Annotated in this window: 19 protein-coding genes; 9 read left to right on the top strand and 10 right to left on the bottom strand. The window is 64.7% G+C overall.

Annotated elements, in window-relative coordinates; genetic code table 11:
• Positions 1–120: 120 nt before the first annotated feature.
• Complete coding sequence (locus ABD842_RS09200) at positions 121–660, bottom strand: hypothetical protein (protein WP_345112796.1); 540 nt, start codon at positions 658–660, stop codon at positions 121–123.
• 85 nt (positions 661–745) lie between these two features.
• Positions 746–1,954: a homogentisate 1,2-dioxygenase gene (locus ABD842_RS09195; protein ID WP_345112794.1), complete on the bottom strand. Its 1,209-nt coding sequence runs from the start codon at positions 1,952–1,954 to the stop codon at positions 746–748.
• Positions 1,955–2,697: 743 nt separating this feature from the next.
• Here ABD842_RS09195 and ABD842_RS09190 point away from each other — a divergent pair.
• The 3 genes from ABD842_RS09190 to ABD842_RS09180 all read left to right on the top strand — a co-directional run bounded on the left by ABD842_RS09190 (position 2,698) and on the right by ABD842_RS09180 (position 7,657).
• Positions 2,698–4,674 carry a T9SS type A sorting domain-containing protein gene (locus ABD842_RS09190; RefSeq protein ID WP_345112792.1) on the top strand — a complete coding sequence of 659 codons (1,977 nt, stop codon included), beginning with the start codon at positions 2,698–2,700 and terminating at the stop codon, positions 4,672–4,674.
• Positions 4,675–4,742: 68 nt separating this feature from the next.
• Positions 4,743–6,383, top strand: a complete 1,641-nt coding sequence (locus ABD842_RS09185; RefSeq protein ID WP_345112790.1) for a T9SS type B sorting domain-containing protein — start codon at positions 4,743–4,745, stop codon at positions 6,381–6,383.
• 251 nt (positions 6,384–6,634) lie between these two features.
• Positions 6,635–7,657 (top strand): transglutaminase-like domain-containing protein, encoded by a 1,023-nt coding sequence (locus tag ABD842_RS09180; protein WP_345112788.1) that lies wholly within the window; start codon positions 6,635–6,637, stop codon positions 7,655–7,657.
• A gap of 174 nt (positions 7,658–7,831) precedes the next feature.
• Here the strand turns inward: ABD842_RS09180 and ABD842_RS09175 are convergent, their stop codons facing one another.
• A complete protein-coding gene (locus ABD842_RS09175) occupies positions 7,832–9,532 on the bottom strand; it encodes a S41 family peptidase (protein WP_345112787.1) in 1,701 nt (566 codons plus the stop codon).
• Positions 9,533–9,952: 420 nt separating this feature from the next.
• On the opposite strand from ABD842_RS09175, the gene ruvX reads away from it, so the two are divergent.
• The 4 genes from ruvX to ABD842_RS09155 all read left to right on the top strand — a co-directional run bounded on the left by ruvX (position 9,953) and on the right by ABD842_RS09155 (position 13,969).
• Positions 9,953–10,363, top strand: a complete 411-nt coding sequence (gene ruvX, locus ABD842_RS09170; protein WP_345112785.1) for a Holliday junction resolvase RuvX — start codon at positions 9,953–9,955, stop codon at positions 10,361–10,363.
• Positions 10,360–10,974: a peptide deformylase gene (locus ABD842_RS09165; protein WP_345112783.1), complete on the top strand. Its 615-nt coding sequence runs from the start codon at positions 10,360–10,362 to the stop codon at positions 10,972–10,974. The genes ruvX and ABD842_RS09165 overlap by 4 nt, the downstream gene beginning before the upstream one ends.
• A 113-nt stretch (positions 10,975–11,087) precedes the next feature.
• Positions 11,088–12,065 carry a zinc dependent phospholipase C family protein gene (locus ABD842_RS09160; protein ID WP_345112781.1) on the top strand — a complete coding sequence of 326 codons (978 nt, stop codon included), beginning with the start codon at positions 11,088–11,090 and terminating at the stop codon, positions 12,063–12,065.
• A gap of 332 nt (positions 12,066–12,397) precedes the next feature.
• Positions 12,398–13,969 carry a T9SS type A sorting domain-containing protein gene (locus tag ABD842_RS09155; RefSeq protein ID WP_345112780.1) on the top strand — a complete coding sequence of 524 codons (1,572 nt, stop codon included), beginning with the start codon at positions 12,398–12,400 and terminating at the stop codon, positions 13,967–13,969.
• A gap of 566 nt (positions 13,970–14,535) precedes the next feature.
• On the opposite strand, the gene ABD842_RS09150 is transcribed toward ABD842_RS09155, so the two are convergent.
• The gene (locus ABD842_RS09150; RefSeq protein ID WP_345112778.1) at positions 14,536–15,480 is read right to left on the bottom strand and encodes an ion channel; all 945 of its coding nucleotides are present in this window, start codon (positions 15,478–15,480) and stop codon (positions 14,536–14,538) included.
• A gap of 86 nt (positions 15,481–15,566) precedes the next feature.
• Between ABD842_RS09150 and ABD842_RS09145 the strand changes: the two genes are divergently transcribed.
• Positions 15,567–15,938, top strand: coding sequence for a DMT family protein (locus ABD842_RS09145; RefSeq protein WP_345112776.1), 372 nt, complete (start codon positions 15,567–15,569; stop codon positions 15,936–15,938).
• A gap of 162 nt (positions 15,939–16,100) precedes the next feature.
• Positions 16,101–18,437: a patatin-like phospholipase family protein gene (locus tag ABD842_RS09140; RefSeq protein WP_345112774.1), complete on the top strand. Its 2,337-nt coding sequence runs from the start codon at positions 16,101–16,103 to the stop codon at positions 18,435–18,437.
• 314 nt (positions 18,438–18,751) lie between these two features.
• On the opposite strand, the gene pulA is transcribed toward ABD842_RS09140, so the two are convergent.
• From pulA to ABD842_RS09110, 6 genes are all read right to left on the bottom strand, one after another.
• Entirely contained in the window at positions 18,752–20,758 is a 2,007-nt protein-coding gene (gene pulA, locus ABD842_RS09135) for a type I pullulanase (RefSeq protein ID WP_345112772.1), read from the bottom strand.
• A gap of 193 nt (positions 20,759–20,951) precedes the next feature.
• A complete protein-coding gene (locus tag ABD842_RS09130) occupies positions 20,952–21,713 on the bottom strand; it encodes an alpha/beta fold hydrolase (RefSeq protein ID WP_345112770.1) in 762 nt (253 codons plus the stop codon).
• A 68-nt stretch (positions 21,714–21,781) separates the two neighbouring features.
• Complete coding sequence (locus tag ABD842_RS09125) at positions 21,782–22,069, bottom strand: type 2 periplasmic-binding domain-containing protein (RefSeq protein ID WP_345112768.1); 288 nt, start codon at positions 22,067–22,069, stop codon at positions 21,782–21,784.
• 184 nt (positions 22,070–22,253) lie between these two features.
• Positions 22,254–22,778, bottom strand: coding sequence for a hypothetical protein (locus ABD842_RS09120; protein WP_345112766.1), 525 nt, complete (start codon positions 22,776–22,778; stop codon positions 22,254–22,256).
• Between the two features lie 40 nt (positions 22,779–22,818).
• Positions 22,819–24,156 carry a family 1 glycosylhydrolase gene (locus tag ABD842_RS09115; RefSeq protein ID WP_345112764.1) on the bottom strand — a complete coding sequence of 446 codons (1,338 nt, stop codon included), beginning with the start codon at positions 24,154–24,156 and terminating at the stop codon, positions 22,819–22,821.
• 128 nt (positions 24,157–24,284) lie between these two features.
• Complete coding sequence (locus ABD842_RS09110; RefSeq protein ID WP_345112763.1) at positions 24,285–25,958, bottom strand: GMC family oxidoreductase; 1,674 nt, start codon at positions 25,956–25,958, stop codon at positions 24,285–24,287.
• Position 25,959 lies beyond the last annotated feature (1 nt).

The raw sequence follows: 25,959 nt of genomic DNA, 5'->3' as shown, positions 1-25,959 counted from the left end.
CAAACTCGGTTTTCATGACACCTTTTGGAAAAGCTGTCAACATATTTCCGGACCCGACAAACTCATAAAAAAGGCCCGCTGAACAGTTTCAGCGGGCCTTTTTTGTGGAAGTGCGGAGGCCTACAGCGGGTCGGCCGTTACCTTGAAGCGAATTTCTTCCTTCACCGTAATTTCCTTGGTGGTGGCCTGGCGCACGGTGGCTTTGGTGTAGAGCGTGTAGTTCGGGGCCTTCAGGTACTTGTCGAGCTTGGTGCCGCTCGACTGCAGCTCAATGGTCTGCACGCCCATCGGCACGTCGGTCAGGGAGGCCAGGGGTACGATGTCGGTCTGGTCGGTGCCGATGGATATTTCGATGCTCTTCAGAAAGTTGAAGTTCTCGGTGGTCGGGTCAATAATCGACAGCGTGAGCTTGGTCAGCGTCACGTCCTTCACCAAGTCGGCGCGGGTGCCCTGTTTGCTGAAGGTTTCGGAGGCCTTGTTGGTCACGGGCACCGGCAGGTTCAGCGTCACCGGCAGGCCGCCGACGAGGGGCGTGGCGGGAATCTTGAAGTTCTCGGTGTGCGAAATCTCGAAGGTGAGCAGCTGCTTTATTTTCTTGCAGCTAAAGGTGGCCAGGGCCAGCAGCGCCAGCACGGGCAAAAGCAGAAATATCTTTTTCATGGAGCAAAAGGTGAGGGTAAGCAAAAGTAGGTACCCGCCAAACGGCCGGCGGGCCGGTTTAGTGTCGGCCGGCGCCCCGCAAAAGTTAGTCCATCATGTCGGCGGCCCGGGGCGGGTCGTGCTTGAAATCGGGGTTCCAGCTCATCGGGTACTTCTCGTCGAGGTAGGGCAGGGCCGCTTCGGTGAGGTAGAGTGGGCGGAACGTGTCGACCATAACGGCCAGCTCGTGGGTTTCCTTTTTGCCCAGGCTGGCTTCCACCGTACCCGGGTGCGGCCCATGGGGAATGCCGCTGGGATGCACCGTAAATGAGGCCAGGTCAATGCCCTTGCGCGACATGAAGTTGCCCGCCACGTAGTAGAGCACCTCGTCGGAGTCGACGTTGGAGTGGTTGTAGGGCGCCGGAATGCTCAGCGGGTGGTAGTCGAACAGGCGGGGCACAAACGAGCAGATGACGAAGTTGTGGGCCTCGAAGTGCTGGTGCACGGGCGGCGGCTGGTGCAGGCGGCCGGTTATCGGCTCGAAGTCGTGGATGCTGGTGGCGTAGGGGTAGAAGTAGCCGTCCCAGCCCACCACGTCGAAGGGCGAGTGGGCGTAGGTGAGCTGGTGGAGGTAGCCTTCCTTCTTGATCTGGACCAGGTACTCGCCCGACGCCCGCACGTCGCCGGTGACCAGCTCGGCCGGCGGCCGGATGTCCCGCTCGCAGTAGGGCGAGTGCTCGAGCAGCTGGCCGAAGTGGTTGCGGTAGCGCCGGCAGGTTTCGATGGGGCTGAACGACTCGATAATCAGCAGGCGCACCGGGCCCTCATCGAAGTGCAGCTGGTGGATGATGGTGCGCGGAATGATGACGTAGTCGCCGGGCTCGAAGCGCACGATGCCCAGCTGGCTCCACAACTCCCCGCTGCCCTCGTGCACGAAGATGACCTCGTCGGCCAGGGCGTTTTTGTAGTAGTACTGCATCCGCCGCTCGGTGGGGTTGCAGATGCTCAGCGTCACGTCGGCGTTGCCGATCATGGTCTGGCGGGCAGCCAGGTAGTCGCCGCCGGTGCTCGTCTGGGCCAGGGTACGCAGGTGGCTGGGCGCCAGCGGCCGGTCCTTGAGCAGCTTCGGGCCGTAGGGCACCGGCTCGCCCACGTGCTTGATCTGGGTGGGCGGGTGCACGTGGTAGAGCAACGACGACACGCCGTGGAAGCCCAGCGTGCCCACGAGTTGCTCGGCGTAGAGCGTGCCGTCGGGCTGGCGGAACTGGGTGTGGCGCTTGCGCGGAATCTGGCCGAGGCGGTGGTAGTAGGCCATGCGGAAAGAAGTTAGCGGGTGGGAAAACGAATGCCGGGCGGTAGCGTGAAGGTACGCAGGAGCCGCCAGAAACGGTTGTCCTGCCGCCCGGCCGGAAACGAAACCCAGCTAAAGGCGGATGCCCGGTTTGCCAGGGCAAATTCTCTGTGAACAGCTTGTCACTAAAGCTAATTAGCAGTACTCTTACTGCCCGATGTACTCCCATAGGCGGAGTCGTCGGTGTTAGCCCTAGCCTACTCCGCCCTATTCTACCTATTGCCTGTTTGCTGCTTTCCAGTCTGGCAGACCGCTACGCGGTTTTGCAGGACAAGCATACATGGCTCTGCATTCGGCACTGATTGCCCTCGTAAAGCCTCTGATTTTTACCGTATCACAGTTCCTTTTCTTTTAGCCATTTACCCTCACGTTTCCTTGTATAAGCAAGAAAGCCTTTGTGCTGCTGCTATTGCTGGCCGCCCTCTCGCTGCTGCCAGATTATGGCGCAGCCACCTCCCACAATGCGCTTCGCATTCCAGCTCCTGCCTCCGTGGCCGGCGGAGGCGGAACTACCCCACCTCCGCCAACCGCGCCAACCCAGATGCGAAGCTGGCTGTTCTCGCCCAATCAGGTGAACTTTAGCAGCAACGGGGGCAGCCCGACAGGTAGCAGCAGTACCCGGTGCTACCGGCAACAACAGCCTGACGGCAGCGGGTTATGATGAGAATAATAATTTGCTGTTTTATGTCGACGTCAATTCCGGCGTTTTGTACACGCCCGACGGCACCGCACGAGGCACGCTGAGTTCTTACGTACACCCCACTGCGGTTGATGGCAATGGGCTTCCTCTGACCTATACCGGCAACAGCTACACCAGTATGGCGGTGGTACCCGTTCCTGGCGCCTGCAAACGCTTCTATCTAATTACCACTCGACATGGTCAATATGACCACGTGTTGGTATATGCGGAGGTTGATTGCACTGGCCTGCCAACTATAACCCGCCAAACAACTTTGATTGATAGTTTTGGTGGCACCAGCTTCGGTATCGCCGTTTCCAAGCTGCGCAACGGCTCGGTTCGGGACCTTTATCACGGCCCCGATGCGTTTGGCGGCCTGTCCCAATACGTCATTTCGGGCGCGGGCATCAGCGCCGGCACTACCTATTCGCTCAACGGCGTACCGGCCTCAACCACCGAGATGGATATTTCGCCGGATGGCCAGTCTATAGCCTGGCAGCATCTGGACAAGGTGTACAGGCTGAACAGAGCTGTCAACAACGGAGCATTGGATATTAGCCTGTTATCAACCTATACGCCCGAGTTGGCGCCCGGGGTGCCGGTGCAGGTAGTCCGGGGGCTGGAATTTTCGCCCGACAGCAAAAAGATTCTCGTCGCGGGCTACCGCAACCAGCCCATTGGCACTTCGCCCACCGCGGGCATAATATCTCTGGACCGGGTAACCGGACAAAGCAGCTACGTAGCGGGCTCGGCTTCCTGTGGCAACACGCAGCTTGAGCTGGCCTACGATGGGCTGATCTATGGCATAGCCAACAGTGGGAGTCTCTGCTCCATCAATCCTGCCTCTCTGGCCTTCGCTACCTCTCCCCTGTCTCCCGCGCTGACGCTTCACCCTACTTCTGCCGCTGCTCCCTACGACAGCCCATTCGAACGCCTGCCCAACCAGATTGACGGCGAAGACTACCAGTTCTTCTTTGGAGTAGCCGCCGCGACTTTGTCCACGCCGCAGGTAGACGGCCTGAGCATCCTGCCGGGGTTAGCGCAAAACGTCTATAACTGCAAGCCGTTGGCACTCAGCGCCACCGTTACCAATGCCTCCTCCGTTCGCGTCACTGTAACCAGTGCCCTGGCCGATGGCACCCTGACCAGCGCTTTCACGGCCACCACGGGCTTTACCCCGGCGCTGCCCACTAGCCTGCTGCCGTTGCTGAATGGCCGTACCGGCTATTTCCAGGTATCAGTAGAGGCACGAAACTCCTGTGGGCAAACCGTGCAGCGGCGGGGCTTGGTCCAGGTCAGCTCGCTGACGCCCTCTTCAGCCGTACTGAAATTCAACGACTGTGGTGGGGTCGCGCAAACACCCTCCAACGACCCCGCCGTTCCAACGGTAGTAGGGCAGTACGGTGCTTCGATTGGCATCAGCAACAGCACCGGCGACTACGACACCTACCAGGCTACTTTTGAGCAGTGGGATGGCGGCACCACTTATTACCAGATTGGGAACAAGACGGGTGCTATTGCCAGAACTGGCAACTTAGCGGCTATTCCGCTCAACGGGCTGGCGAATCAGGCTGGATTGGGTTCAGGGTATTTCACGCCGGGCAATGCCGGCAGTGAGTTGACGGTTCGCCTGACCATCACACTCAACAATGCCTGTGGCAGCTCAACGGCTACCGGGATTTTCAAACCGGCTGATACGAATTGCCGTGGTACGCTGGCTGATGGCGCCACGCGGCAGCCGGACGCCCGCGTAGCCTTCTTCCCCAACCCATTAGCTAATGAGCGGGGCCGGTTTGAGTATACTATTCCGGTAGCGCAGCCCGTTACCCTCACGCTGGTAGACGCCCTGACCGGCCAGGTTCGCCTCACGCTGCTTAGTGGTGCCACACAGGCAGCCGGGGCCCATACACTCGACTTCGACGCCTCTCACCTTCCCAAAGGCTTGTATTTCTACCGCTTGGTAACTGACCGGGTGGTCGTCGGCCGCCTGGCTAAATCAGAGTAGTTTTTGGTCTGTCATTTTTGGGAGTCATCTACCGGTTCCGGTAGATGACTCCCTGACTTTCTATCCGGATGAAACCCTCAATCCTTTTCCTGCTGTTATTTTCGATGGCCAGCTTCTGCAGCCAGGCGCAGAACCTGGTTCCGAACAACAGCTTTGAGCAGTTTGTACGGTGTGTCGGCGCTCTGGACAGAATTGACGATGCGGGAATTGGCACATCCGGAGCGCCGGGCTGGCGCTCCCCAACCTACACGTATGTATATCACTCTCTAAGTTGCCGTCTGCGTGATTTTTTCGGCTACGACACCACCTGGTTCAAGCCCCGTAGCGGCCGCAACTACGTTGTCATTCAAACGTACGCCGGGGATTTTCGCACCGATTCCACCACCCGGCAGGGCCGCTCCTATATCCAGGCCACGCTCACCGCCCCGCTGCTGGCGGGCTGCTCCTACCGCGTCACGGCCTATGCCCGCCTCTGCTGGGGCCAGGAATTGTACGGCCAGGCTAGGCTGCCGCCCATGGCCACGGATGGCCTGGCTTTCCTGCTCACCCCGACCCCCATCGAGCGCCATGACCTGCTGGGCTTTTCCAACCTGCCCCAGATCAGCTCCCCCCGGGGCGTACCCCTCACCGATACGCTGCGCTACGTGGCCGTCACGGGCACCTTCGTGGCCCGGGGCGGGGAGCGCTACCTGACCATCGGCAATTTCCTGCCCGACGCGGCCACCACCGTGCGCCGCCTCACCGGCAGTACCCGCCCCACCCTGGCCCGCTACGCCCTCGACGACGTGTCGGTGGTGGCCGTGCCGCCGGCCGGGCTCACGCTCTCGGCCGGGCCCGATCTGCTGCTCTGCGGCTCGGGCTCCCCCGTCACGCTCACCGCCTCGGCCGGCTTCGGCTCCTACCGCTGGAGCACGGGCCAGACCACGCGCAGCATCCAGGTGACCACGCCCGGCCGCTACCTCGTCACGGCCGACTTCGGCTGCGGCACCACCCAGGATACGGTGCTGGTCGGCACCTTCGATGCCACCCGCCAGCGCCTGCTGCCCGCCGCCGGCCCCGTGCTCTGCCCCGGCGAGGTGGCCACGCTCCAGGCCCTGCCCGGCCTGCTCGACTACCGCTGGGCCGACGGCCCCACCGGACCCAACCGCGCCGTGTCCGCCCCCGGCCGCTACCGCCTCACGGCCCGCACGGCCGACGGCTGCCTGGTGCGCGACAGCACCCTGGTGACGCTGCTCGGCGTGCCCGCCTTGCCCCGCCTGCCCGCCGACACGCTCACCTGCGCCGACGAGCCCCTGACGCTACGCCTGCCGCCCGCCCCGGCCGGCCTCACCTACCGCTGGAGCGACGGTAGTACGGGTCCGGCCTTCACCACCCGCACGGACGGCCCCGTCACGCTCACCGTCCGCAACCGCTGCCTCAGCGCCACGGCCACCGTGCAGGTGCGCCGCCAGGACTGCGCCCCGCTCACTATTCCCAACATCGTAACGCCCAACGGCGACCAGAAAAACGACTTCTTCCGGGTGCAGGCGCCCAGTCCCCGCACCCTGGAGCTGACCGTCTACGACCGCTGGGGCCGGCAGCAGTATCACGCCGCCGACTACCGCAACACTTGGCCGGCCCCCAACCTGCCCGACGGTATCTACTACTATTACCTCCTCGACCAAACCTACCACCGCCGCTACCGGGGCTGGGTGCAGGTAATGCGCTGAACAGCACACAAAGGAAGTCCCACTGAGCCAGCAGCGGGACTTTTTTCAGGAAGCAGCCAGAGTAATTTATTGTGGAGCAGCCGTAGGCGCACAACCTAGCCGCTGCAGCCCGGGCTTCTGATGTTCCGGCTACCGGCCCGCTTGCCGACCGCGCCCGCCAGCTGGGACTTCGGAGCGAGGATATGGTTGTAACTTGCGGCCCAATAGTTCAGCCTGTTTCTAACGGGCTGCTTACCTTTTGTGTGCCGCCCGTGCTCTTCCCTGCCCTCACCTGGCCCCTGCTGCTGGCCTTTGCCGCTGGCAGCCTCGCCCCCACCGGTAAAATCCCGACCGCTGCTCCGCTGCGCAGCCGCACGTTCTCGTTCGACTATACCACCCGGGTGCACGACCTGCCCGCCGGCGCCAGGCAGCTCGACCTCTGGCTGCCCGTGCCCCACACCGATAAGTCGCAGGACATTGCCAACCTGAAGATTACCTCGCCCTATCCGTACGAAATCCTGACCGGGCAGTACGGCAACAAGGTGCTGCACCTGCAGGTGAAAGACCCGCAGCCGGCCGGGTTTGCCGTTACGATGGCGGTGCAGGCCGAGCGGCGGGAGCATATCAACCCGATGCTGAGCCCCGAGCCGCCCAAAAAAGCGCCCAAGGAAGCTGCCGACCCCAACATGACGCGCTGGCTGGAGGCCGATAAGCTCGTGCCCCTCGACCCCAAGATCAGGCTGTGGGCCCTGGAAGTGGTAGCCAAGGCCAACGCCAGAACCGACCTGGAAAAAGCCCAGGCCATCTACAACCACGTGGTGAGCACCGTAACCTACGACAAGACCGGCCAGGGCTGGGGCCGCGGCGACATCTACTACGCCTGCGACGCCCGCCGCGGCAACTGCACCGACTTCCACGCCGTGTTTATCGGCTACTGCCGCGCGCTGGGCATTCCGGCCCGCTTCAGCATCGGCTTTCCGCTGCCCCCCGAGCGGGGCACCGGCGAGGTGAAGGGCTACCACTGCTGGGCCGAGTTCTTCACCAAGGAAACCGGCTGGGTGCCCGTCGATGCGTCGGAAGCCGCCAAGAACCCGGCCAGGCGCAACTACTTCTTCGGCGCCCACGACGAAAACCGCCTGGAGTTCTCGCGCGGCCGCGACCTGACGCTGAACCCCAAGCAGCAGGGCTCCCCGCTCAACTACTTCATCTACCCCTACGCCGAAGTCGACGGCCAGCCCTTCGCCGCCGTCGACAAGCAGTTTCTGTACCGCGACCTGACGGCCGGCAAGAAGTAGAAAGCCAATAGTCCGTCATGAAGAGGCGAAGCCGAAGCATCCCGCGGGCTGCCGGATGATTACTACTCCAACGTCAGTCCGCGAGATGCTGCGCGACGCCCGGCATGACGGACTTAAAAAGGCAAAAGGCCGGAACGTGCGTTCCGGCCTTTTCTGTGATGGCGCTTGCTCAGCTTACTCGTGCTTGAGGGTGATGCCCTGCATGAGGGAGGCGTTGCCGTCGGTTACGGCGTGGAAGGCCTGCTGCAGCTCGTGGTCCTGCTCGCGCAGTACCTGGTAGTAGGCGGTTTTGCCGTAGGCGCTGCGGGCAATGTGGGCCTTGAGCTGGTTGCGCACCAGCCCGATGCAGCGGCGCAGGCCGGCTACGTCATTCGGAATCCCGTCCTGGCGGGCCTTGACCGTCAGCGCCTGCAGCTGGGCGTCGGAGATACGGAAGGTGGTGTTGAACTGCTCGAAGCGCATGGCTTCCAGCTCCTCACGGTGGTCCTGGAAGAAGTTCAGGGCAAACTCCCGGATCAGGTTGTGGCTTTGCAGGCGGGTGTAGTAAGCCGAATACGCCGACGTGTCGCGGGGCACAAACAGGTCGGGCATGATGCCGCCGCCGCCGTACACCGTGCGGCCCCGGTCGGTGCGGTAGCGCAGGGAGTCGGCAAAGTGAATGCTGTCGGCGTGGAAGAACTCGCCGTGCTGCAGGCGCTGGGAAAGCTCCTTTTCGTAGGCTTCCACCCCGCTGCGGTACGATTTCTGGATGGAGCGGCCCGAAGGCGTGTAGTAGCGGGCAATGGTCAGGCGCAGCTCCGAGCCGTCGTTGAGGGCAATGGGCTGCTGCACCAGGCCCTTGCCGAAGGTGCGCCGCCCAACCACCAGGGCGCGGTCGTGGTCCTGCAAGGCGCCGGCCACTACTTCCGAGGCCGAGGCGCTGCCTTCGTCCACCAGCACCACCAGCGGGCCGTCCTCAAACTCGCCCAGGGTGCGCGAGTAGGTCTGCGTGTCGTACTGGTCGCCCTTGCCTTCGGTGTACACGAGCTTTTTGGTGCCGCTGATAAACTCGTCGGCCAGCTTGGTGGCGCGGTCGAGGTAGCCGCCGGGGTTGCCGCGCAGGTCGAGCACGAGGCGGGTGAGGCCCTGCCGCTTCAGGTCGGCGAGGGCCTGCTTGAACTCGTCGTAGGTGCCGCTGGCAAACCGGCTCACCTTGATGTAGCCCGTTTCGTTGTCGAGCATGTAGGCCACGTCGACCGAGCTGTTCGGAATCCGGTTGCGGTTCACGACTACGCTGATCGGCTTCGACTGGTGGCGGCGCTGCACCAGCAGCTGCACGCTGCTGCCGCGGGGGCCGCGCAGCTTGCCAAACATCTGCTCGGTCGTGATGCGCACGCCCGAAACCCGCTCGCCGTTCACGGCCAGGATTCGGTCGCCGGGCTGCAGGCCGGCCTGCTCGGCAGGGCCGCCGCTCAGGGGCGAAACCACGGTTACGGTGTCATGAAACAGGTTGAACTCGACGCCCACGCCGTCGAAGTCGCTCTGCAGAAAGGCCGACGCCTGCTGCTGCTGCTTGGCCGGAATGAAGACCGAGTGCGGGTCGAGCCGCTCCAGCATGCGCGTAATGGCATAATCCGACAGCGCCTCGGCATCTACCGAGTCCACGTAGTCGCGGTCTACGTAGCTCAGGATTTCCTTGAACTTGAGGTAGCCGCGGGCCGTGCCGTCGGGGTTTTGCTCGGAAGGGCGAAACGGATTGGCTCCCAGCAGGATGCCCGCCGCCAGCACCAGCGCCAGCAGCAGCGGCTGCCGGATCTGGGCCCGCGTGTTGCGCGGGGCAGCCGCGGGCTCAGCGGCAGGGCGAAGCGTCGGAGCTGGGGTTGGCTCGTCGGTCATAAGCAGTTGAAACAGTACAAGTTCAGTCGATACTGGGAGAATTACGAAGAGGCTATCCTTCAAAACTATTGAAACTTTTCCAAGAAAACCACGACAAACATCGTGGGGCGGTAATTTTCCAATAACAGTGCAATTTTTTATTTGCTTAAAGCAATAAACAGCCGTTTATTCTGGAATTAACCCTACCCAAGCGGGCCGGGCAGGGAGTTATACGGCAAATATAAATTTGTGATTTTAAAGGGAAGCTGCTCATTCGCCCAACCTGGTTTGGCAACGGGTCAAAACTGATCTTTAGCCGTCTAACTCCTCGCATAGCGGCCGCCGGAAAAGTCACCTTTCCGCTGGCTGTCGTATCTTTGCGGGGCGGGCCGCGCAACCATGGGCGGCCGGCTGGATTATCTTTTTTCTTTCTTCTTCCTGATGGGCCGAATTCTTGCCATTGATTACGGCAACAAGCGCGTGGGACTGGCCGTGACGGACCCGCTCCAGCTCATTGCCTCGCCCCTGGAAACCATTCACAGCCAGGACTTACTGGCCTACGTGAAAGCCTACCACCAGCGCGACCCGCTGGAAGCGCTGGTCGTGGGCATGCCCCGCACCCTGCTCAACGAAGACACGAACGTAACCAGCGCCGTGGTCGGACTGATCCGCACCCTGCGCCGGGAGCTGCCCGCGCTGCCGGTCCACGAAATCGACGAGCGGTTTACCTCCCGCATGGCCCACGCGGCGATGCTGGCGGGCGGCCTGTCGAAGAAAGACCGCCGCGACAAAGCCACCGTCGACCGCGTCAGCGCCACCCTGATTCTGCAATCCTTCCTCGAATCCCGATGATTTACCCTATTGTAGCCTTTGGCGACCCGGTGCTGAAAGCCCGCGCCAAGGACATTGCCGCCGACCTGCCGGCCGCCGACCTCCAGCAGCTGATTGCGGACATGTACGACACCATGTACCACGCCCACGGCGTGGGGCTGGCCGCGCCCCAGGTGGGCAAGAGCGTCCGCCTGTTCGTCATCGACTCGACGCCCATGCTCGCCGATGAGGATGAGGACGACGAAGCCGCCGAGGACTCGGTGGAAACGGACCCGACCGAGGCGCCCGTGAAGCGGGCCTTCATCAACCCGGTGATGGTGAGCGAAACCGGCCAGGAATGGGGCTTTGAAGAAGGCTGCCTGAGCATTCCCGGGGTGCGCGAAATGGTGTACCGCCACGAAACCATTGTGATTCGCTACGAGGACGAAAACCGCGTGACCCGCGAGGACACCTTTTCCGGCATGACGGCCCGGGTGATTCAGCACGAGTACGACCACCTGGAAGGCGTGCTGTTTACGGACCTGATTTCGGGCTTCAAAAAGCAGCTCATCAAGGGCAAGCTCACCCGCATCAGCAAGGGCAACGTGGACGCCGACTACCGCATGCGCTTCGCCGGCCAGGGCCGCCGCTAGCCGTTCCGGCTTTTCCAACTACTCGTCTGTCGGGCTACTGCATAAGTAGCCGGGCAGACGAGTTTTTGTTTACATTCGGGCTGCCCGTTGGTTGACTTATAAAACGATTCCGTGTGAAAAAACCGCTACTCTATGGCCTGCTGGGCCTGCTGCTCCTGCTGCCCCACCAGCCCCGGGCCTGGGGCTTTTTCGGGCACCGGCTCATCAACCGGCTGGCCGTATTCACCATGCCGCCCGAGATGATCGGGTTTTATAAGACCAACATCGACTACCTGACCGAAAACGCCACCCGGCCCGACTCCCGCCGGGCGGTGGTGCCCGGCGAGGCGCCCCGGCACTTTCTCGACGTGGATGCCTACGGCGACTCGGCCCTGACCCGTCTGCCCCACAGCTGGGCCGACGCCGTGGCCCGCTACGGCGAAGACTCGCTGCTGCGCCACGGCATTGTACCCTGGCAGGTGGCCCGCATGAAGTACCAGCTCACCGAAGCCTTCCGCAGCCGCGACGCCGACAACATCCTGCGCCTGTCGGCCGATATGGGCCACTACATTGCCGATGCCTGCGTGCCCCTGCACACCACCCGCAACTACAACGGGCAGCTCAGTGGGCAGCGCGGCATCCACGGGTTCTGGGAAAGCCGCCTGCCCGAAATGCTCAGCGCCAACTACGACTTCTTCGTGGGACCCGCCACCTACCTGGAAAACCCCACCGAAACCATCTGGCAGGTGGTGGGCCGCTCCCACGCCGCCGTCGACTCGGTGCTGCGCTTCGAGCAGCAGCTGACGGCTACGTTTTCGGATGACCGCAAGTATGGCTTCGAGGAGCGCGGCAACGCCACTGTGCGCGTGTACTCCCGCGACTTCAGCACCGAGTACCACCAGCGTCTGAACGGGCAGGTGGAGCGGCAGCTGCGGCTGGCCGTGCACCTGGTGAGCTCCTACTGGTACACCTGCTGGGTAGATGCCGGCCAGCCCGACCTCGATCAGCTGCCCAAAACGGCTTCCGAAAGCGAGAAGAAGCGCCTGGCCCGGGAGGCGCTGGAGCTGCGCAGCGCCCCGGCCCAGGCCGCCGTGCCGGGGCACGAAGATTAGAAGCTGCAGTTCGTCCTGAGCCAAGGAAACTGTCGTGGCGGGCAAAGCGCGGCCGTCGGTCCTGAGCAGTAAAAACCACCCAGGGCACAGAACAGCCCCGATGTCGGGCACAGGCACTGGCTTTTCAGGCCAGAAGAAGCTTTTTCCCACCTGAGCGGCTGGCTTGCTTCGGCTTAGGCCTCGCAAGGGCAGCCGGCCATGCGCACGGCCCTGTCGCCACGCGGATAGGATGCCACCATACCCCGGCAGGCAGCGGATCTTCGCCAGGACTGCCTACCTTCCCGGCCGAATTCAGCTACTCAACTCCTCCTCCCTATTTACCCTCTCTTCTTATGAGCAACCGTTACGCTGCCGCGGCCCGCCGCAAAGCCTCGTGGGCCGGCTTACTGCTGACAGTTTTACTGGCCGGCCCGGCCCGGGCCACCACTACCGCCCTGAGTACCGCCCTGGCACCCGATGGCACCCTGCGCGCCGGAGTAAGCGGCTCCTTCGATGCCCGCGGCTACACCCTGCAAACTGCCCCCGACGGGCGCCCGGTGTTTCGGCCGGCCGGCGCGGCGCGGTTTTCTGGCACGCTGGGCACCGGCGACGAGTTCTGGTCGAATGCCTTCCAGAACAACGGGCCCAACGGACCCCTCCGGGCGCTGGCCGTGGATGGCAACGGCAACGTGTATGCGGGCGGCAGCTTTACCACGGCCGGCGGCGTGGCGGCCAACAACATTGCCCGCTGGAACGGCACGAGCTGGTCGGCGCTGGGCAGCGGCACCAACGCCTACGTGTACGCCCTGGTGCTGGATGGCGCCGGCAACCTCTACGCCGGCGGCCGCTTCAGCGAGGCCGGGGGCCTTTCCGTGTTCGGCACCGCTAAGTGGAATGGCACCAGCTGGTCGGCGCTGGGCGGGGGCATGAACGGCTGGGTCTTCGCGCTGGCGCTGGATGCGGCCGGCAACCTCTACGCCGGCGGCAACTTCAACCGCTCCGATGGCCTCGACACCAACGGCGTAGCCAAATGGAACGGCACGAGCTGGGCGGCGCTGGGCGCGGGCGTGGGCGGACCAGGCCCCTTCAACACCGTGTTTGCCCTGACCCTGGACGGTAGCGGCAACCTGTACGCGGGCGGCATCTTCACCACGGCCGGCGGCGTGCCCGCCAGCAACGTGGCCAAGTGGAACGGCACGAACTGGGCGGCGCTGGGCGCGGGCGTAGATGGCAGCGGCCTGAACGCGCTGGCCGCGGATGGGGCTGGCACCGTGTATGCCGCCGGCTACTTCACCAGGGCCGGCGGGGTAGTGGCCAACAATATTGCCCGCTGGAACGGCACGGCCTGGTCGGCGATGGGCACGGGTATCGGCGCCTCGAACCCGACGAACACCGTGCGGACCGTGGCCGTGAGCGGGGCCGGCACCGTGTATGCCGGCGGCGACTTCGTCACGGCCGGTGGGGTAGCCACCCGCAACGTGGCCCGGTGGAACGGCACGAGCTGGTCGGGGCTGGGCACGGGCGTCAATGCCTTCGTGGCGGCCCTGCTCCCTGCCCCCACCGGCCTCTACACCGGCGGCGACTTCACCGCGACGGGTGATGCCAGCAAGTCTATGGTGCGGGTGGGCTTCTACTCCAGCACCGTGCTGGCCGCCGCGGCCGCGCAGCCCGCCCTGGCGCTCAGCCTGTATCCGAATCCGGCGCATGCCGCGGCCACGGTGCGGCTGCCGGCCCTGCCGGGCACCTCGCAGGCTACCCTGCAGCTCGTCGATGCCCTGGGCCGGGTGGTGCGCACCGAGCAGGTTCGCCTGGCGGCCGGCGGCACTTCCGCCGAGCTTTCCCTGGCTGGAGTGGCACCGGGCCTGTACCGGCTGTGGGTACAGGCCGGCAGCCGCCGGGTTAGCCAGGCGCTGGCCGTGGAGTAGCGGCCCGGGTTCTGCCGCCGCCCGGCCGGAGGTTTATTATCCCGGTAGCGGAGAGTCCTCCGCAGGCCGGCGGTACCGCTCAGGCGACCCAGCAGCCCCCTGCTGAGAGGCAGGACGCGGTGGCAGGCCTTCCGTACTTCTCCACCGTATTCTATTTGAAAAAAGGCGGCCCCGAAGCATCGGGTCCGCCTTTCTTGCTGGGTAGCTATGGCTGAGCAATGGCGTTCGGCCGGGGCCGGACAGTTGCTCCTTGCCCATTGCTACCTGCTCATTGAGCTCCGCCAGCAGCCGCACGCCGAGCTGCTGCTCAACGTACTGGATTGCCGCCTCCGTCACCGGCGGCGCAACGGGGGGCGTAGCGTCCCAGAAATCGGTCAGGGGTAGTGCCATGGGTAAAAGGTATTGCTATCGGGTTGGAAGAGCCGGCTGGCGGCGCGGCTTGGTTAAGACTTTCGGCTGGAAAGGTACTGGGCACATTTCAGAGGACGGATTGCTTCGGCCTTTGGCCTCGCAATGACAGGGCCGCCCTACGGCACGAGTGCGACTCGGCCCAGCAGCACAGCACATCAAATCTCCTCCGTCTCGTGGAGCTTGTCGAGGTCCAGCACCACCATGCCGTCGGGCTCGATGTCGTAGGCGCGGACGTAGCGGCGGTTCCACTCCAGCTCCTCGTGGCGGTAGGAGTTGCGGGCGTGCACGTCCTGGGCGAAGGTGTCGTCGTAGCCTTTGAGCAGAATGAGCACTTCGGCGGCGCGGGAGGCCAGGTCGGCCGCGGCCAGGCCGTGCAGGGGGCTGTCGGCGGTTATTTCGTGGACGACGGTCCAGTTCAGGGGAAAAAAGTACACCGAGTCGCGCTCCAGCTTCAGGTCGTGGTAGCTGCGGTTGCCGTCGGGGGTGGTAAACTGCAGCAGCACCCGGGCCCGCATTTCGACCAGGGTGCTGCGGTGGCGGTTGGCAATGCGGAACTGCAGCGTGGGCGTGCCGTCGGAGCTGCGGCGGGTCATCAGGGCCGTGCGGCTGAACAGGATGCTGGCCCGGGGCCGCGAAAACCGGCCGTAGAGCAGGCCCGTGGCCAGGGCCGCCATCAGCAGGCCCGTCATGGCTTCGGCGCTGGCCAGCATCCCGGTGCCCACGCTGTTGGGCGACACGTTGCCGTAGCCGACGGTGGTAAAGGTCTGGACGCTGAAGAAAAACGCCTGCAGAAACGGGGGAATGTGGGTCAGGGCCGCCGTGCCGCTCAGCTGGTCGAGGCCCAGCAGCAGGTAGCCGGCAGCAAACAGCCCGTTGACCAGCGTGAGCGTGCCCAGCACCAGCGCCAGAAACCGGCCCCAGCTCATGGTAATGAGCTCCTGGTACAGGTCGTGGACCTGAAACTGCCGGCTGCGGCGGCGCACGTTGAAGGTGCCGTCGTGGTTGATGGCCCGGCGGGTGGCGCGGCCAAAGTTGACCCCGATGCCCGGATCGACGGCACTGGGCGGGGCGGCGGGAGCAGAGGGTCGGGAAGCAGCCATAGCGGCGCCAAGGTAAGGAGTTTCGGCGCCCGCCGTACCTTGCCGGCGCCCCGGCCCGGCCGCCACCCTTTTCTGTTTTGCTGCCCATGAAAGCTGTCTACACCATTCTGCTGCTCACCATCTCCAACCTGTTTATGACCTTTGCCTGGTACGGGCACCTGGGGTTCAAAAAGATTTCGTGGCTGCAGGGCCTGGGGCTGGTGGGCGTGATTCTGGTGAGCTGGGGGCTGGCGTTTTTCGAGTACGTGTTTCAGGTGCCCGCCAACCGCCTCGGGTTCGCGGAAAACGGCGGCCCCTTCAGCCTGTTTCAGCTCAAGGTGATTCAGGAGTTTATTTCCCTGGCGGTGTTCACGCTCTGCGCCGTGTACGTGTTCAAAACCGAGAAGCTGGCCTGGAACCACCTGGTCGGCTTCGGGCTGCTGCTGGCCGCCGTCTACGTCATTTTCCGCAAGTGGTAGCGCCCCCCGAAACGGCCCCGGCCGGGCCGGCCGGGCCGCGTGGCCCCGCCCCCGGGCCGCTCAGCTTGCGCCGGCCCGGCCCGGCTTTCCGGCCCGGCAACTCCCCTGCGCTTCCTGCGTAGGAAACCCGCTATCTTCGCCGGTAGCCTCACCTTCCCACCTATGCGCAAAATCTACTGCTGGCTGCTGCTTTCCCTGATTTCGGCTTTTTCTAGTTCCCCGGCTGCCGCCCAGAAAGTCGGCCTGGTGCTCAGCGGCGGCGGCGCCAAGGGCCTGGCCCACATCGGCGTGCTGAAGACGCTGGAGAAAAACCGCATTCCCATCGACTACATCGTGGGCACCAGCATGGGCGCCATCGTGGGCGCGCTGTACGCGGCGGGCTACTCGCCCCGCGAAATCGAGGAAATCGTGCTCAAGCCCGAGTTTCAGAACTGGGTGTCGGGCGAGCCGCTGGAAGATAAGGTCTACAACTACTACGACGCCGAGCCCACGCCCGCGGCCCTGCACCTGCGCCTGGCCGTCGATTCGAGCCTGAAGGCCCGCGTGACGCCCAAGCTGGTCGACGACGTGACCCTGAACTACGTGCTGGCCACCATGCTGGCCCCCGCCGGCGCCATTTCGGGCTACGACTTCGACAAGCTGCTGGTGCCCTACCGCAGCGTGGCGTCCGAGGTGTTTACCCGCGAGAAAGTGGTGCAGCGCAGTGGCTCCCTGTCCGACGCGGTGCGCAGCTCGATGGCCTTTCCGCTGGCCTTCCGGCCCATCCGCGGCCTTGATGGCCGCTACCTGTTCGACGGCGCCGTGGTCGACAACTTCCCTACCGGCGTGATGCGCCAGGAGTTTAAGCCCGACGTCATCATCGGCGTGAACGTGGGCGACGTGGCCTTCAGCAAGTACCCCAAGGAAAAGGACGACGCGCTGCTGACCAGCACGCTGCTGTTTCTGGGTTCCAACGTGGCCGATACGGCCTCGGTAGGCAAAAACGGCATCTTCATCCAGCCCGACCTGGGCGAAATCACCGCTGCCGACTTCAACAAGGTCAAGCAGCTGATTCTGCTGGGCGAGCAGGCCACCGAGCGCAAGCTGGAGCTGACGCTGAGCCGCATCCAGCGCCGCGAAGATACCGTGGCCCTGCAGCAGCGCCGCCGCGTCTTTCAGGAGCGGGCGCCCAAGCCGGAGTTCTCGCAGATAACCGTGCAGGGCCTGCCCCGGCAGCAGCAGGATTTCGTGCGCCGCTTCTTCCAGAAGACCGGCTCACGCTACTCGCCCGGCGACATTGAGGAAGGCTACTACCGGCTGGTCAACAACGACTTCTTCAACAACGTGTACCCGCGCGTGCGCTACGACCAGAAGCAGCAGGGCTACGTGCTGGGCATCGACGCGCGGCAGAACAGCAACCTGACCACCGACCTGGGCGTGCTGCTCTCGACCCGCTCGATGAGTAACTTCTACCTGGGCCTGGCCTACCGCTACCTCAACCGCTACCTCTACACCATAAAGGCCGACGCGACCGTGGGCCGCTTCTACAACGGTGCCCGGGGCTCGTTCCGCATCAGCGTGCCGGGCCGCACGCCGCTGTACTTCGAGCCGACGGTGACCTTCAACAACTTCAACTACCAGGATACCGGCGGCCTGCTGGGCTCGTCGGCCCAGAATACCCAGCTGCAGCAGCGCGACGTGAAATTTGAGATGCAGGTCGGGCTGAGTCCCAACTTCCGCAGCCGCTACACCCTGACCGGCGGCGTGTTCACCAACCGCGACCGGTACGCCAACACCAACGAAATCAGCAGCAACGCGGCCCTCGACCAGGACCGCCTCGACGGCATCACGGCCTCGGCGCGCTTCGACCGCAACTCCCTGAACCGGCGGCAGTACGCCGTGAGCGGCCGGCGCGTGGAAGCCAGCGCGCGGGCCGTATCGGCCCAGGAAACCTACGCCCCCGGCTCGACTGCCGGCGACCTGGAGGGCCTGACCCAGAACCACCAATTCCTCAAGCTGGACTTGTTGAACGAGCAGTACTTCACCTTCAACAAGACCGATTCGGTGGGCACCCGGGTGCATGCCTGGGGCTACATGGTGCAGGTGGTGGCTTCCACCCAGGGCTCCTTTGCCACCTACCGGGCCTCGCTGACCATGGCCCCGGCCTTTCTGCCCCTGCCCGACTCGCGCACCCTGTTTCTGGACCGCTACCGGGGCACCGCCTACGCCGCCGGCGGCCTGCGCTACGTGAAAGCCGTGGTCGGCGCGCTGGAGTGGCGGACCGAGGTGTACGCCCACACCATGATCCGGCCCTTTGTGCGCCAGCCCGGCAACGGCCTGCTCGCCGACCGCGGCACCACCATCAGCCGCCCCTACTTCACGGCCATGACGGGCCTGGTCTACCAGACGCCGGTGGGCCCGGCCGCCCTGCAGTTTATCCGCTACGACGACCCCAACTACCAGTTCGGCGTCTTCGCCCACATCGGCTACGTCCTGTTCCGCGACCGGTCGCTGGACTAAGCGCGGAAGCGGTGCAAAGGGGCTCTGCATTGCGAGCGTTCTGCGCCTCAAGCGCAGCCGGAGCAATCCGTTGTCTGAAATGTGGCAAGCCTTGTTTCACTACAACGCCCCGACGTCTGTCTGACGTCGGGGCGTTTAGATGTAACGCGAAGTTGCACTTCGCGACACGCTGAACAGTAGTAGTTGCTACGGCGCGGACGCCTCGCGAAGTAGAACTTCGCGTTGCACACAACGCCAACGGTTTGCAGGTAAAAAGGAGCTTTTTGCATTCCAGAGGACGGATTGCTTCGGCCCCTGGCCTCGCAATGAAAGCCCTACTGCACCAGAATCATCGCCGTGGAAGCGGGCAGGATAAGGGGCTGGCCGGCGGGCTGCAGCAGCTTGTGCAGGCCTTTCGGGTTCACCTCGCCCCCGCGCAGCACCACCGTGTAGCTGCCGGCGGGTACCGGCACGGCGGTGTCGGTGCGGTTGCCGTTGAAGAGCACCGTGATGGTGCCCCAGGCGTCGGCGCCGGCGTGGCCGAGCAGCTGGTAGCCGATGGTGTTGGCCGGCAGCCCGGGCAGAAACGCCAGGTGCTGCTGCACCAGCGCCTGGGTGGGCAGGCGAAAAGCGGGGTGCGCCCGGCGCAGGGCAATCAGCTGCTGGTAGAACCCAAAAATGCGGCGGTAGCGGGCCTTGCGCGCCCAGTCGAGCTGATTCACGCTGTCGGGCAGGTTATAGGAGTTGTGGGCGCCGCCCTTGGTGCGCAGAAACTCGTCGCCGACGGGCAGAAACGGCACGCCCTGGGAGGTGAAGACGATGGTGTTGCTGAGCAGATCCATCCGGATCAGCTCTTCTTCCGTCGCGCCGGGGTTGGCCACCGTCAGCTTGTCCCAGAGCACCCGGTCGTCGTGGCAGGCGACGTAGTTGATGGCCTGCCCCGGCTCATTGGCCCAGGGCGCTTTCGAGTAGTTCACCTTGGCGTAGTCGAGCTGGGGGTGCCGGGTGGCGGCCACGATGCCGAACTTCACGCTTTCCTCCAGCCCGGGCTGCCCGCTGGCAAAGCCGGGCTCCGCCTGCCGGGCGTAGTGGCCCTTCACGCCGTCGCGCAGCTCGTCGCCGAAGGCGGCCACGCGGTTTAGCTTCAGCACGTTGGCCTTCACGGCCCGCTCGGCTTCGGGCAACGGGCTGGCCCCGGCCGTCCAGCCTTCGCCGTAGATGAAAATGCTGTGGTCAACCTCATCCAGGGCCACGCGCACGGCCCGCATGGTGCGGAGGTCGAGCACGCCCATCAGATCGAAGCGGAAGCCGTCGACGTGGTACTCCCGGGCCCAGTACGCCACCGACTCCACAATGAGCTTGCGCACCATGGGCCGCTCGGAGGCTATTTCGTTGCCGCAGGCTGTGGCATCCGAATACGTGCCGTCGGGCTTGTGGCGGTAGTAGTAGCCGGGTACCAGCTGCTCGAAGGAGCTGCGGGCGGCGTCGGCGGTGTGGTTGTACACCACGTCGAGCACCAGGCGCAGCTCGCGGCGGTGCAGGGTCCGGACCAGCTGCTTCAGCTCCCGGATGCGGCTGGCGGGGTCGGCGGCGTCGGTGGCGTAGGAGCCTTCGGGCACCGAGTAGTGCAGCGGGTCGTAGCCCCAGTTGTAGCGGTTGGCGGCGGGCCGGCTCTCATCCACCGAGGCAAAGTCGTTGGTGGGCAGCAGGTGCAGGTGGGTGATGCCCAGCTCGAGCAGGTGCTGCAGGCTGGTGCTGACGCCCGCGGGGCCGGTGGTACCGGTTTCGGCGAGGCCCAGGAACGTGCCCTGCTGCCGCACGCCGGCTTGCGGGTGCATGGTCAGGTCGCGCACGTGGGCCTCGCCGATGACGATGTCGGTAGCCTGCCCGAGCTCGGGGCGCCGGTCGTCGGACCAGCCGGCCGGGCTGGCGGTGGCCGGGTCGAGCACCGCCCCGCGCAGCCCGTTGAGGCCCACGGCGTGCACGTAAGGGTCGGGCACCTCGGCCAGCTGCCGGCCCTGGATGGTGGCCTGCACCACGTAAAACCGGCCCGGCAGCGGCGTCGGCAGCTGATACACCCAGGTGCCGCCCGTCGACTTTTCCATGGCGTAAGTAGCTACCGGCGCCCCACCCGTGCCTTCGGCGTAGAGCTTGAGCTGCAACGCCTGGGCCGTGGGCGCCCACACCCGCAGCCGGGCCTGCTCCCGCCCGAAGGTCAGGCCCAGGTCGGAGCCGGCATAGGTGGGATAGGCGGCAAAATCAACGGGGGTCGCCTTCGACTGGGATAGAACCGCGCAGGCAGCGGTGATGCTCAGCAAACTCAGGAGCAGCAATATCTTCATGAGAGCAAAGTTGCTGAAAAGCCCGCAGCAATCCGGCTTTCTACCACGACTGGGGCAGGCGCAGAGGAGTTTCCGGATCAGGATACGGCCACAGGCACAGGCGCAGTAAAACTTGGCGAGTCATTGCTGACGGCAGCAAACGATTCGTTCCGAACCTCACGAACCACCGCTGCCCGTCGCCCCTTTCTACTGACTAGGCGCCGGCCGCTATCTGGTGCTTCCCGGCGAATTCCCGCAGCAGCCCGGCTACCTCCCGGGGCGCCTCGTAGGGCAGCAGGTGGCCCACGCCGGGCAGAATCTCCAGCGGCGTGCCTTCGGGCAGGTGGGGCAGCGTTTCGAGGCCGTGCACCGAAGGCGACATAATCGGGTCGGAGCCCCCGGCAATGATCAGGCAGGGCACCTGCACCCGGCTCAGGCGGGCAGTGATATCCTCGCGGCTGCCGTGCAGCAGCCAGGCCTCCCAGGCGCTCCGGGTGCTGCGCAGGTTGTCGGCCACAATCTGCTGGTGCGCCCCTTCCGGCACCGGCCGCACCACGATTTTGCGAAAGGTCTTCTCGGCCTCCTTGGGCTTACCCCAGGCTTTCAGGCTGGCCTGCCGCTCGGCATCGGTCATGGGCTCGGGCGAGGGGGGCGACGGGTTCAGCAGCACCAGGCCCGCCAGGCCCGCGGGCAGCCTGGCGGCCAGAGCCATAGCCAGCTTACCGCCCATGCTGTGCCCGACCAGCACGTAGCGCCGCAGCGCCGGCTGGTGCTGCCGGATCAGCTCGGCCAGCTGGTCGGCGTAGGCAGCTACGGTGTAGCCCCCGGCCGGCGCCGGCGCCCCGCCGAAGCCACCCAGGCTGAGGCCCACTACGGGGTAGTCGGGTGCCAGCGCCTCGGCCACCGCCTGCCATTCCAGGCCCGAACCCGCCCAATAGTGCAGACAGACAAACGTAAGCGGGGCAGGATCGGGCATAGCGTGGGGCAAGAGCGAGGGGCGGCGGGGTAGCGGAATCAGAACCGCGGCCGCCGGCAAATGTCTGCTTACTTCCAGCGAATCTTTTGCCCGGCCTGCCCCACCCGCAGCCGCTCGGGCAGCCGGGCCAGAATAATCTCGCGCAGCGTGTGCAGCAGCGGCAGCCGCACGAAGCCGTGGTGCACCACCAGGCTCACCTCCCGCACCGGCTGGGGCGCGGCAAAGCGCTTCACCATCGGGTTGGTGTCGATATCAGCCAGCACCGACAGCTCGGGCACTGGTTCCGCGCCGACATCCGCCTGGGCATGGCCGTGGCCAAAGGCCTGGGTGTGGACGCCGAGATGCCGATGCAGCACGCTTAGGCTACGATATAAAGCACTCATTGATAGGCGCGAAAAGGCCGGCTTCCGTGGGGGGGGAGTCGGCCTTTTTTATTGTCATGGCGAGCGAAACACGGCTATTAGCATTGGGCAATAAGCGAAACCGATTCACCTGAAAGTCCGGCGTATGCGTACCGTGGAACTTTGCAGTTGCTGCTTGCTACCGAGGGCGGGCTTTTACCAGGAAGTCCAGATCAACGCGCAGGGGCTGGTCGTTCGGGAGGGGCTGGTCAGTTTCTACTTTCAGCACCAGCACATACCGGCCGCTGCTCACGAACTGGTCGAATTTATTGCCGGCCGAAGCCAGGCGCAGGCCGGTCACTCCATCGGGCACAGCAGCGGCGGAGGCCAGCAGAAACTGATCCGGGCTGCCGGCCGCGGGGCTCAGGTACACCTCCACGCGGCGCAGGTAATCCAGCGGCCGGCCATCAGGGCTGGTCAGCGTGAGGTAGTCGAGGGACACATCCTGCACGTGGTCGGCGTCCGTATTGTTCTGAGCATATATGGTCAGGCTATTTGAAACCACTGCCACCGGCAACAAGGGGGCAAACGTACCGGGCGGAGTATTCATGGCCACGGTGAGTTGGGCCGAGTCGTGCACCCCAAACGTCACGGAGCCAGGGGTTTTGGAGCAGCTTGTGGCTACCAGCAGCAAGGAAATAGGCAGAAGCCAACGGGTTTTCATAGCTGTAAAAGTAGCACTCTGCTGAAACCCGGACCCACCACTACACCTCCACCTTCAGCGTAGCGGGCCGCTTGGTTACCTCGAACAGCTCGCCGTGGGGCACGATGGTGATGTTGCCGTACTCGCGGAGCAGCATCTTGTAGGCTTCGGCCACGGGGCGGGGCTTGCGGTCCAGGTCGTAGAGGCCGCAGGCATTTACGCGGCCCAGCTTCTGGCCCAGGCCGATGTCCCAGTCGACCTGGTCGATGAGCGAGTACCAGGTGAAGCCCAGCACCGGCACGCCTTCCTTGCGCATGCGCAGCACGTTCACCCACTGCTTCCAGAGCCATACGGGCGCCTCCTTCGGGTCAAACACGTTGGTTTCGGTGTGCATCACGGGCTTGAGGTAGCGCTGGTAGTAGTCGTGGGTGATGTGATACCAGCCCAGCACGTCCATGCTGGTCTGCACGGTGCCGTCGGGCAGCACGATCTTCTCGTTGCGGCCGTAGTAGTCGTTGCCCATAATCTGGTAGCCCGGCGGCTCTCCGGCCATAAACCAGTCGTACTCGCGGCGGGTCATGCCGTTATCCAGCAGGTAGTTGAGCACTTCGGCATCGGGGTGGTGGGCGTAGAGCAGGTCCAGGGCCAGGAAGCGCAGCTTGTTTTCCATCTGAATGGCCGGCGTGCGGGTGGCCCGCAGCTCGTGGGTAAACTCGGCCGACTCGCTCTGCACGATGATGCAGTCGGGGCGCTGCAGGGCAATCTGCTGGGTGCCCATGATGCTGGCCGCCACCGTGTGCTTAAGGGCCGTCACAAACCCCTTGTCGGTTTTGAGCTGCTCGTTCCACACCCCGTCCTTGGCGCTGAGCTTGGCCGTGACGTAGATTTCGTTGACCGGCGTGTAGTAGCGCACCCAGGGGTAGCGCTTGGCCACGGCCCCGGCATACTCGGCAAAGTGCACCGGCAGCTCCGGGTTCTGCAGGTTACCGATGAAGTCGGGCACGCCGAAGTGCATCAGGTCCAGAATCGGGGTGATGCCCAGGCGCTGCATTTCGGCCATGGCCAGGTCGGCAAACTCCCAGTCGTACTTGCCCGGCGCTTTCTGAATGCTGTAGTAGGGCAGGCCGTAGCGCAGCACTTTCAGCCCCATTTCCTTTACCAGCCCCAGGTCTTCCTTGTAGCGGTTGTAGTGGTCGCACTCGGCCAGCAGGTCGCGGCGGGTTTTGCCGTGGTCGATGGTAGGGTACGAGCACTCGATGCCGGTGGCAAACATGAAGCTGCCGGGCGAGCCGGTGGGCAGGCCGCTGCCGTCCTGGCCCCCGGCCCCGCCGTACTGGTCGCCGGCGTAGCCGCCCGCGCCGAAACGCTCCGTAATCTGGGTTAAAAAGCTTTTGGCCATAACACTGTAACGCGAAGTTTCACTTCGCGGCTCGTCCGCGCAGTGAGGAGTGAAGTAAGAATAAGCGGAAACCGAACCCGGCGGCACAAACGGTCGCGAAGCGGTGCTTCGCGCTACCACCAGCGGGCCTACCTCAGGTTTTCCAGGAACTTGTCCGCCGTACGCAGGCTCAGGGCCATGATGGTCAGGGCCGGGTTCACGCCCAGCGCACTCGGAAATACGGAGTTGTCGCAGATGTAGAGGTTGGGCACGTCGAAGGCGCGGCCGCTGGCGTCCACCACCGCATCGTCGCCGCTCAGCCCCATGCGGGCCGTACCGATGATGTGGGCATTGCGCGGAAACGACCAGATATCGGTGGCGCCGGCCGCTTCCCAGATGCGGCGCATCAGCTTCTCGGCGTGGGCACTCATGCGCAGCTCGTTCTGCTGGTTGGTGAAGTGCACCCGCGGCTTGGGCAGCCCGCGGGCATCCTTCTCCTCGGCCAGCTCCAGAAAGTTGTCGGCGTGGGGCAGGCAGTCGCCCAGGATGTTGATGCCCGCCACGTGGTTGTACTGCCGCATGTAGTCGCGCAGCTGCTGGCCCCAGAAGCCGCGGCCCCGGGCCACCTCGCCGGCAAACGTCACGGGCATCACGCCGATGCTCTGCAGCAGGTAGCCCCCGGCAAAGTCGGCGTCGTGGGGCCGGTGGGTGTCTTCCGAAATCAGGGCGCCGGGAATGCCTTTGTAGGGCCGCACGGTTTCTTCGAACGTGCCGAACACCTGCACGCCGGGGTGGGCCATGAAGTTGCGGCCCACGTGGCCGCTGTTCAGGGCCAGCTCATTGAGCAGCAGCAGCCGGGGCGTTTCGATGGCGCCGGCGCACAGAAACAGGTGGCGGCAGCGCTGCCGCAGCTCCTGCCCGTTCTGCTGGTACACCACGCCGGTGATGCGGCCCGTGTCGTCGCGCTCAATCTCGGTCACGTAGCTGCCGGGGCGAATTTCGGCGCCGTGGGCCACGGCCAGGGGCAGAAAGGTGACGTCCATGCTGGCCTTGGCGCCGGTGCTGCACCCGGCCTGGCAGAAGCCGCGGTTGGTGCAGGCCTCCCGCCAGCCCACACCCGCCTGGTAGTAGCGTGCCGACAGCGCCGCATTGGCTGCCGGCGAGGTTTGGATGCCGAGCTTCTCGCAGCCGCGCTGCATGAGCTGGGCCGCGCCGTTCAGCGGCAGCGGAGCCAGCGGGTAGCCTTTCTTCCGGCCGGGCCCCCAGGGGTAGGGCGTAGGCCCCGAAATGCCCAGAAACTGCTCCAGCTCCTCAAAGTAGGGCTCCAGCTCCTCGTAGCCGAAAGGCCAGTCGACGCCCACGCCGAAGTCGCGGTGCAGGTGCAGGTCGGCGGGCCGGGGGCGGGGGGTGTAGGCCGTGTAGTGCAGGGTGGAGCCGCCGACGCCGATGCCGGAGTTGTTCTTGCCGAAGGCCACCGGGTCTTTGCCCGCCGAGAGCCGCTCATCGTTCCAGAACAGAAACTCCTGGGCTTTTTCGTCGGTGGCAAAGTCCTTTTTCGGGTCGTGCCAGGGGCCGGCCTCCAGGGCCACCACCTTCAGGCCGGCCATGGCCAGCCGGGCCAGCAGCGGCGCGCCCCCCGCCCCGGTCCCGATGACCACGCAGTCGACTTCGTCGGCCGACCCCGGGATTTCCAGGGCTTTTTCCAGCTCAACCGGGGCCTCAGGCGCGGCATTTTCGGCCAGAATGCTTTGCAGCAGCGGGTCCTGCACCTCGGTCTGCGCGGGGTTCAGAACGCCTTCTTCCAATACTTCTTCGTCAGGCATG

Origin of the sequence: Hymenobacter algoricola (assembly GCF_039539525.1) — a bacterium.
GTDB classification, from domain to species: domain Bacteria; phylum Bacteroidota; class Bacteroidia; order Cytophagales; family Hymenobacteraceae; genus Hymenobacter; species Hymenobacter algoricola.
This window is presented reverse-complemented; position numbering and strand designations above follow the sequence as displayed.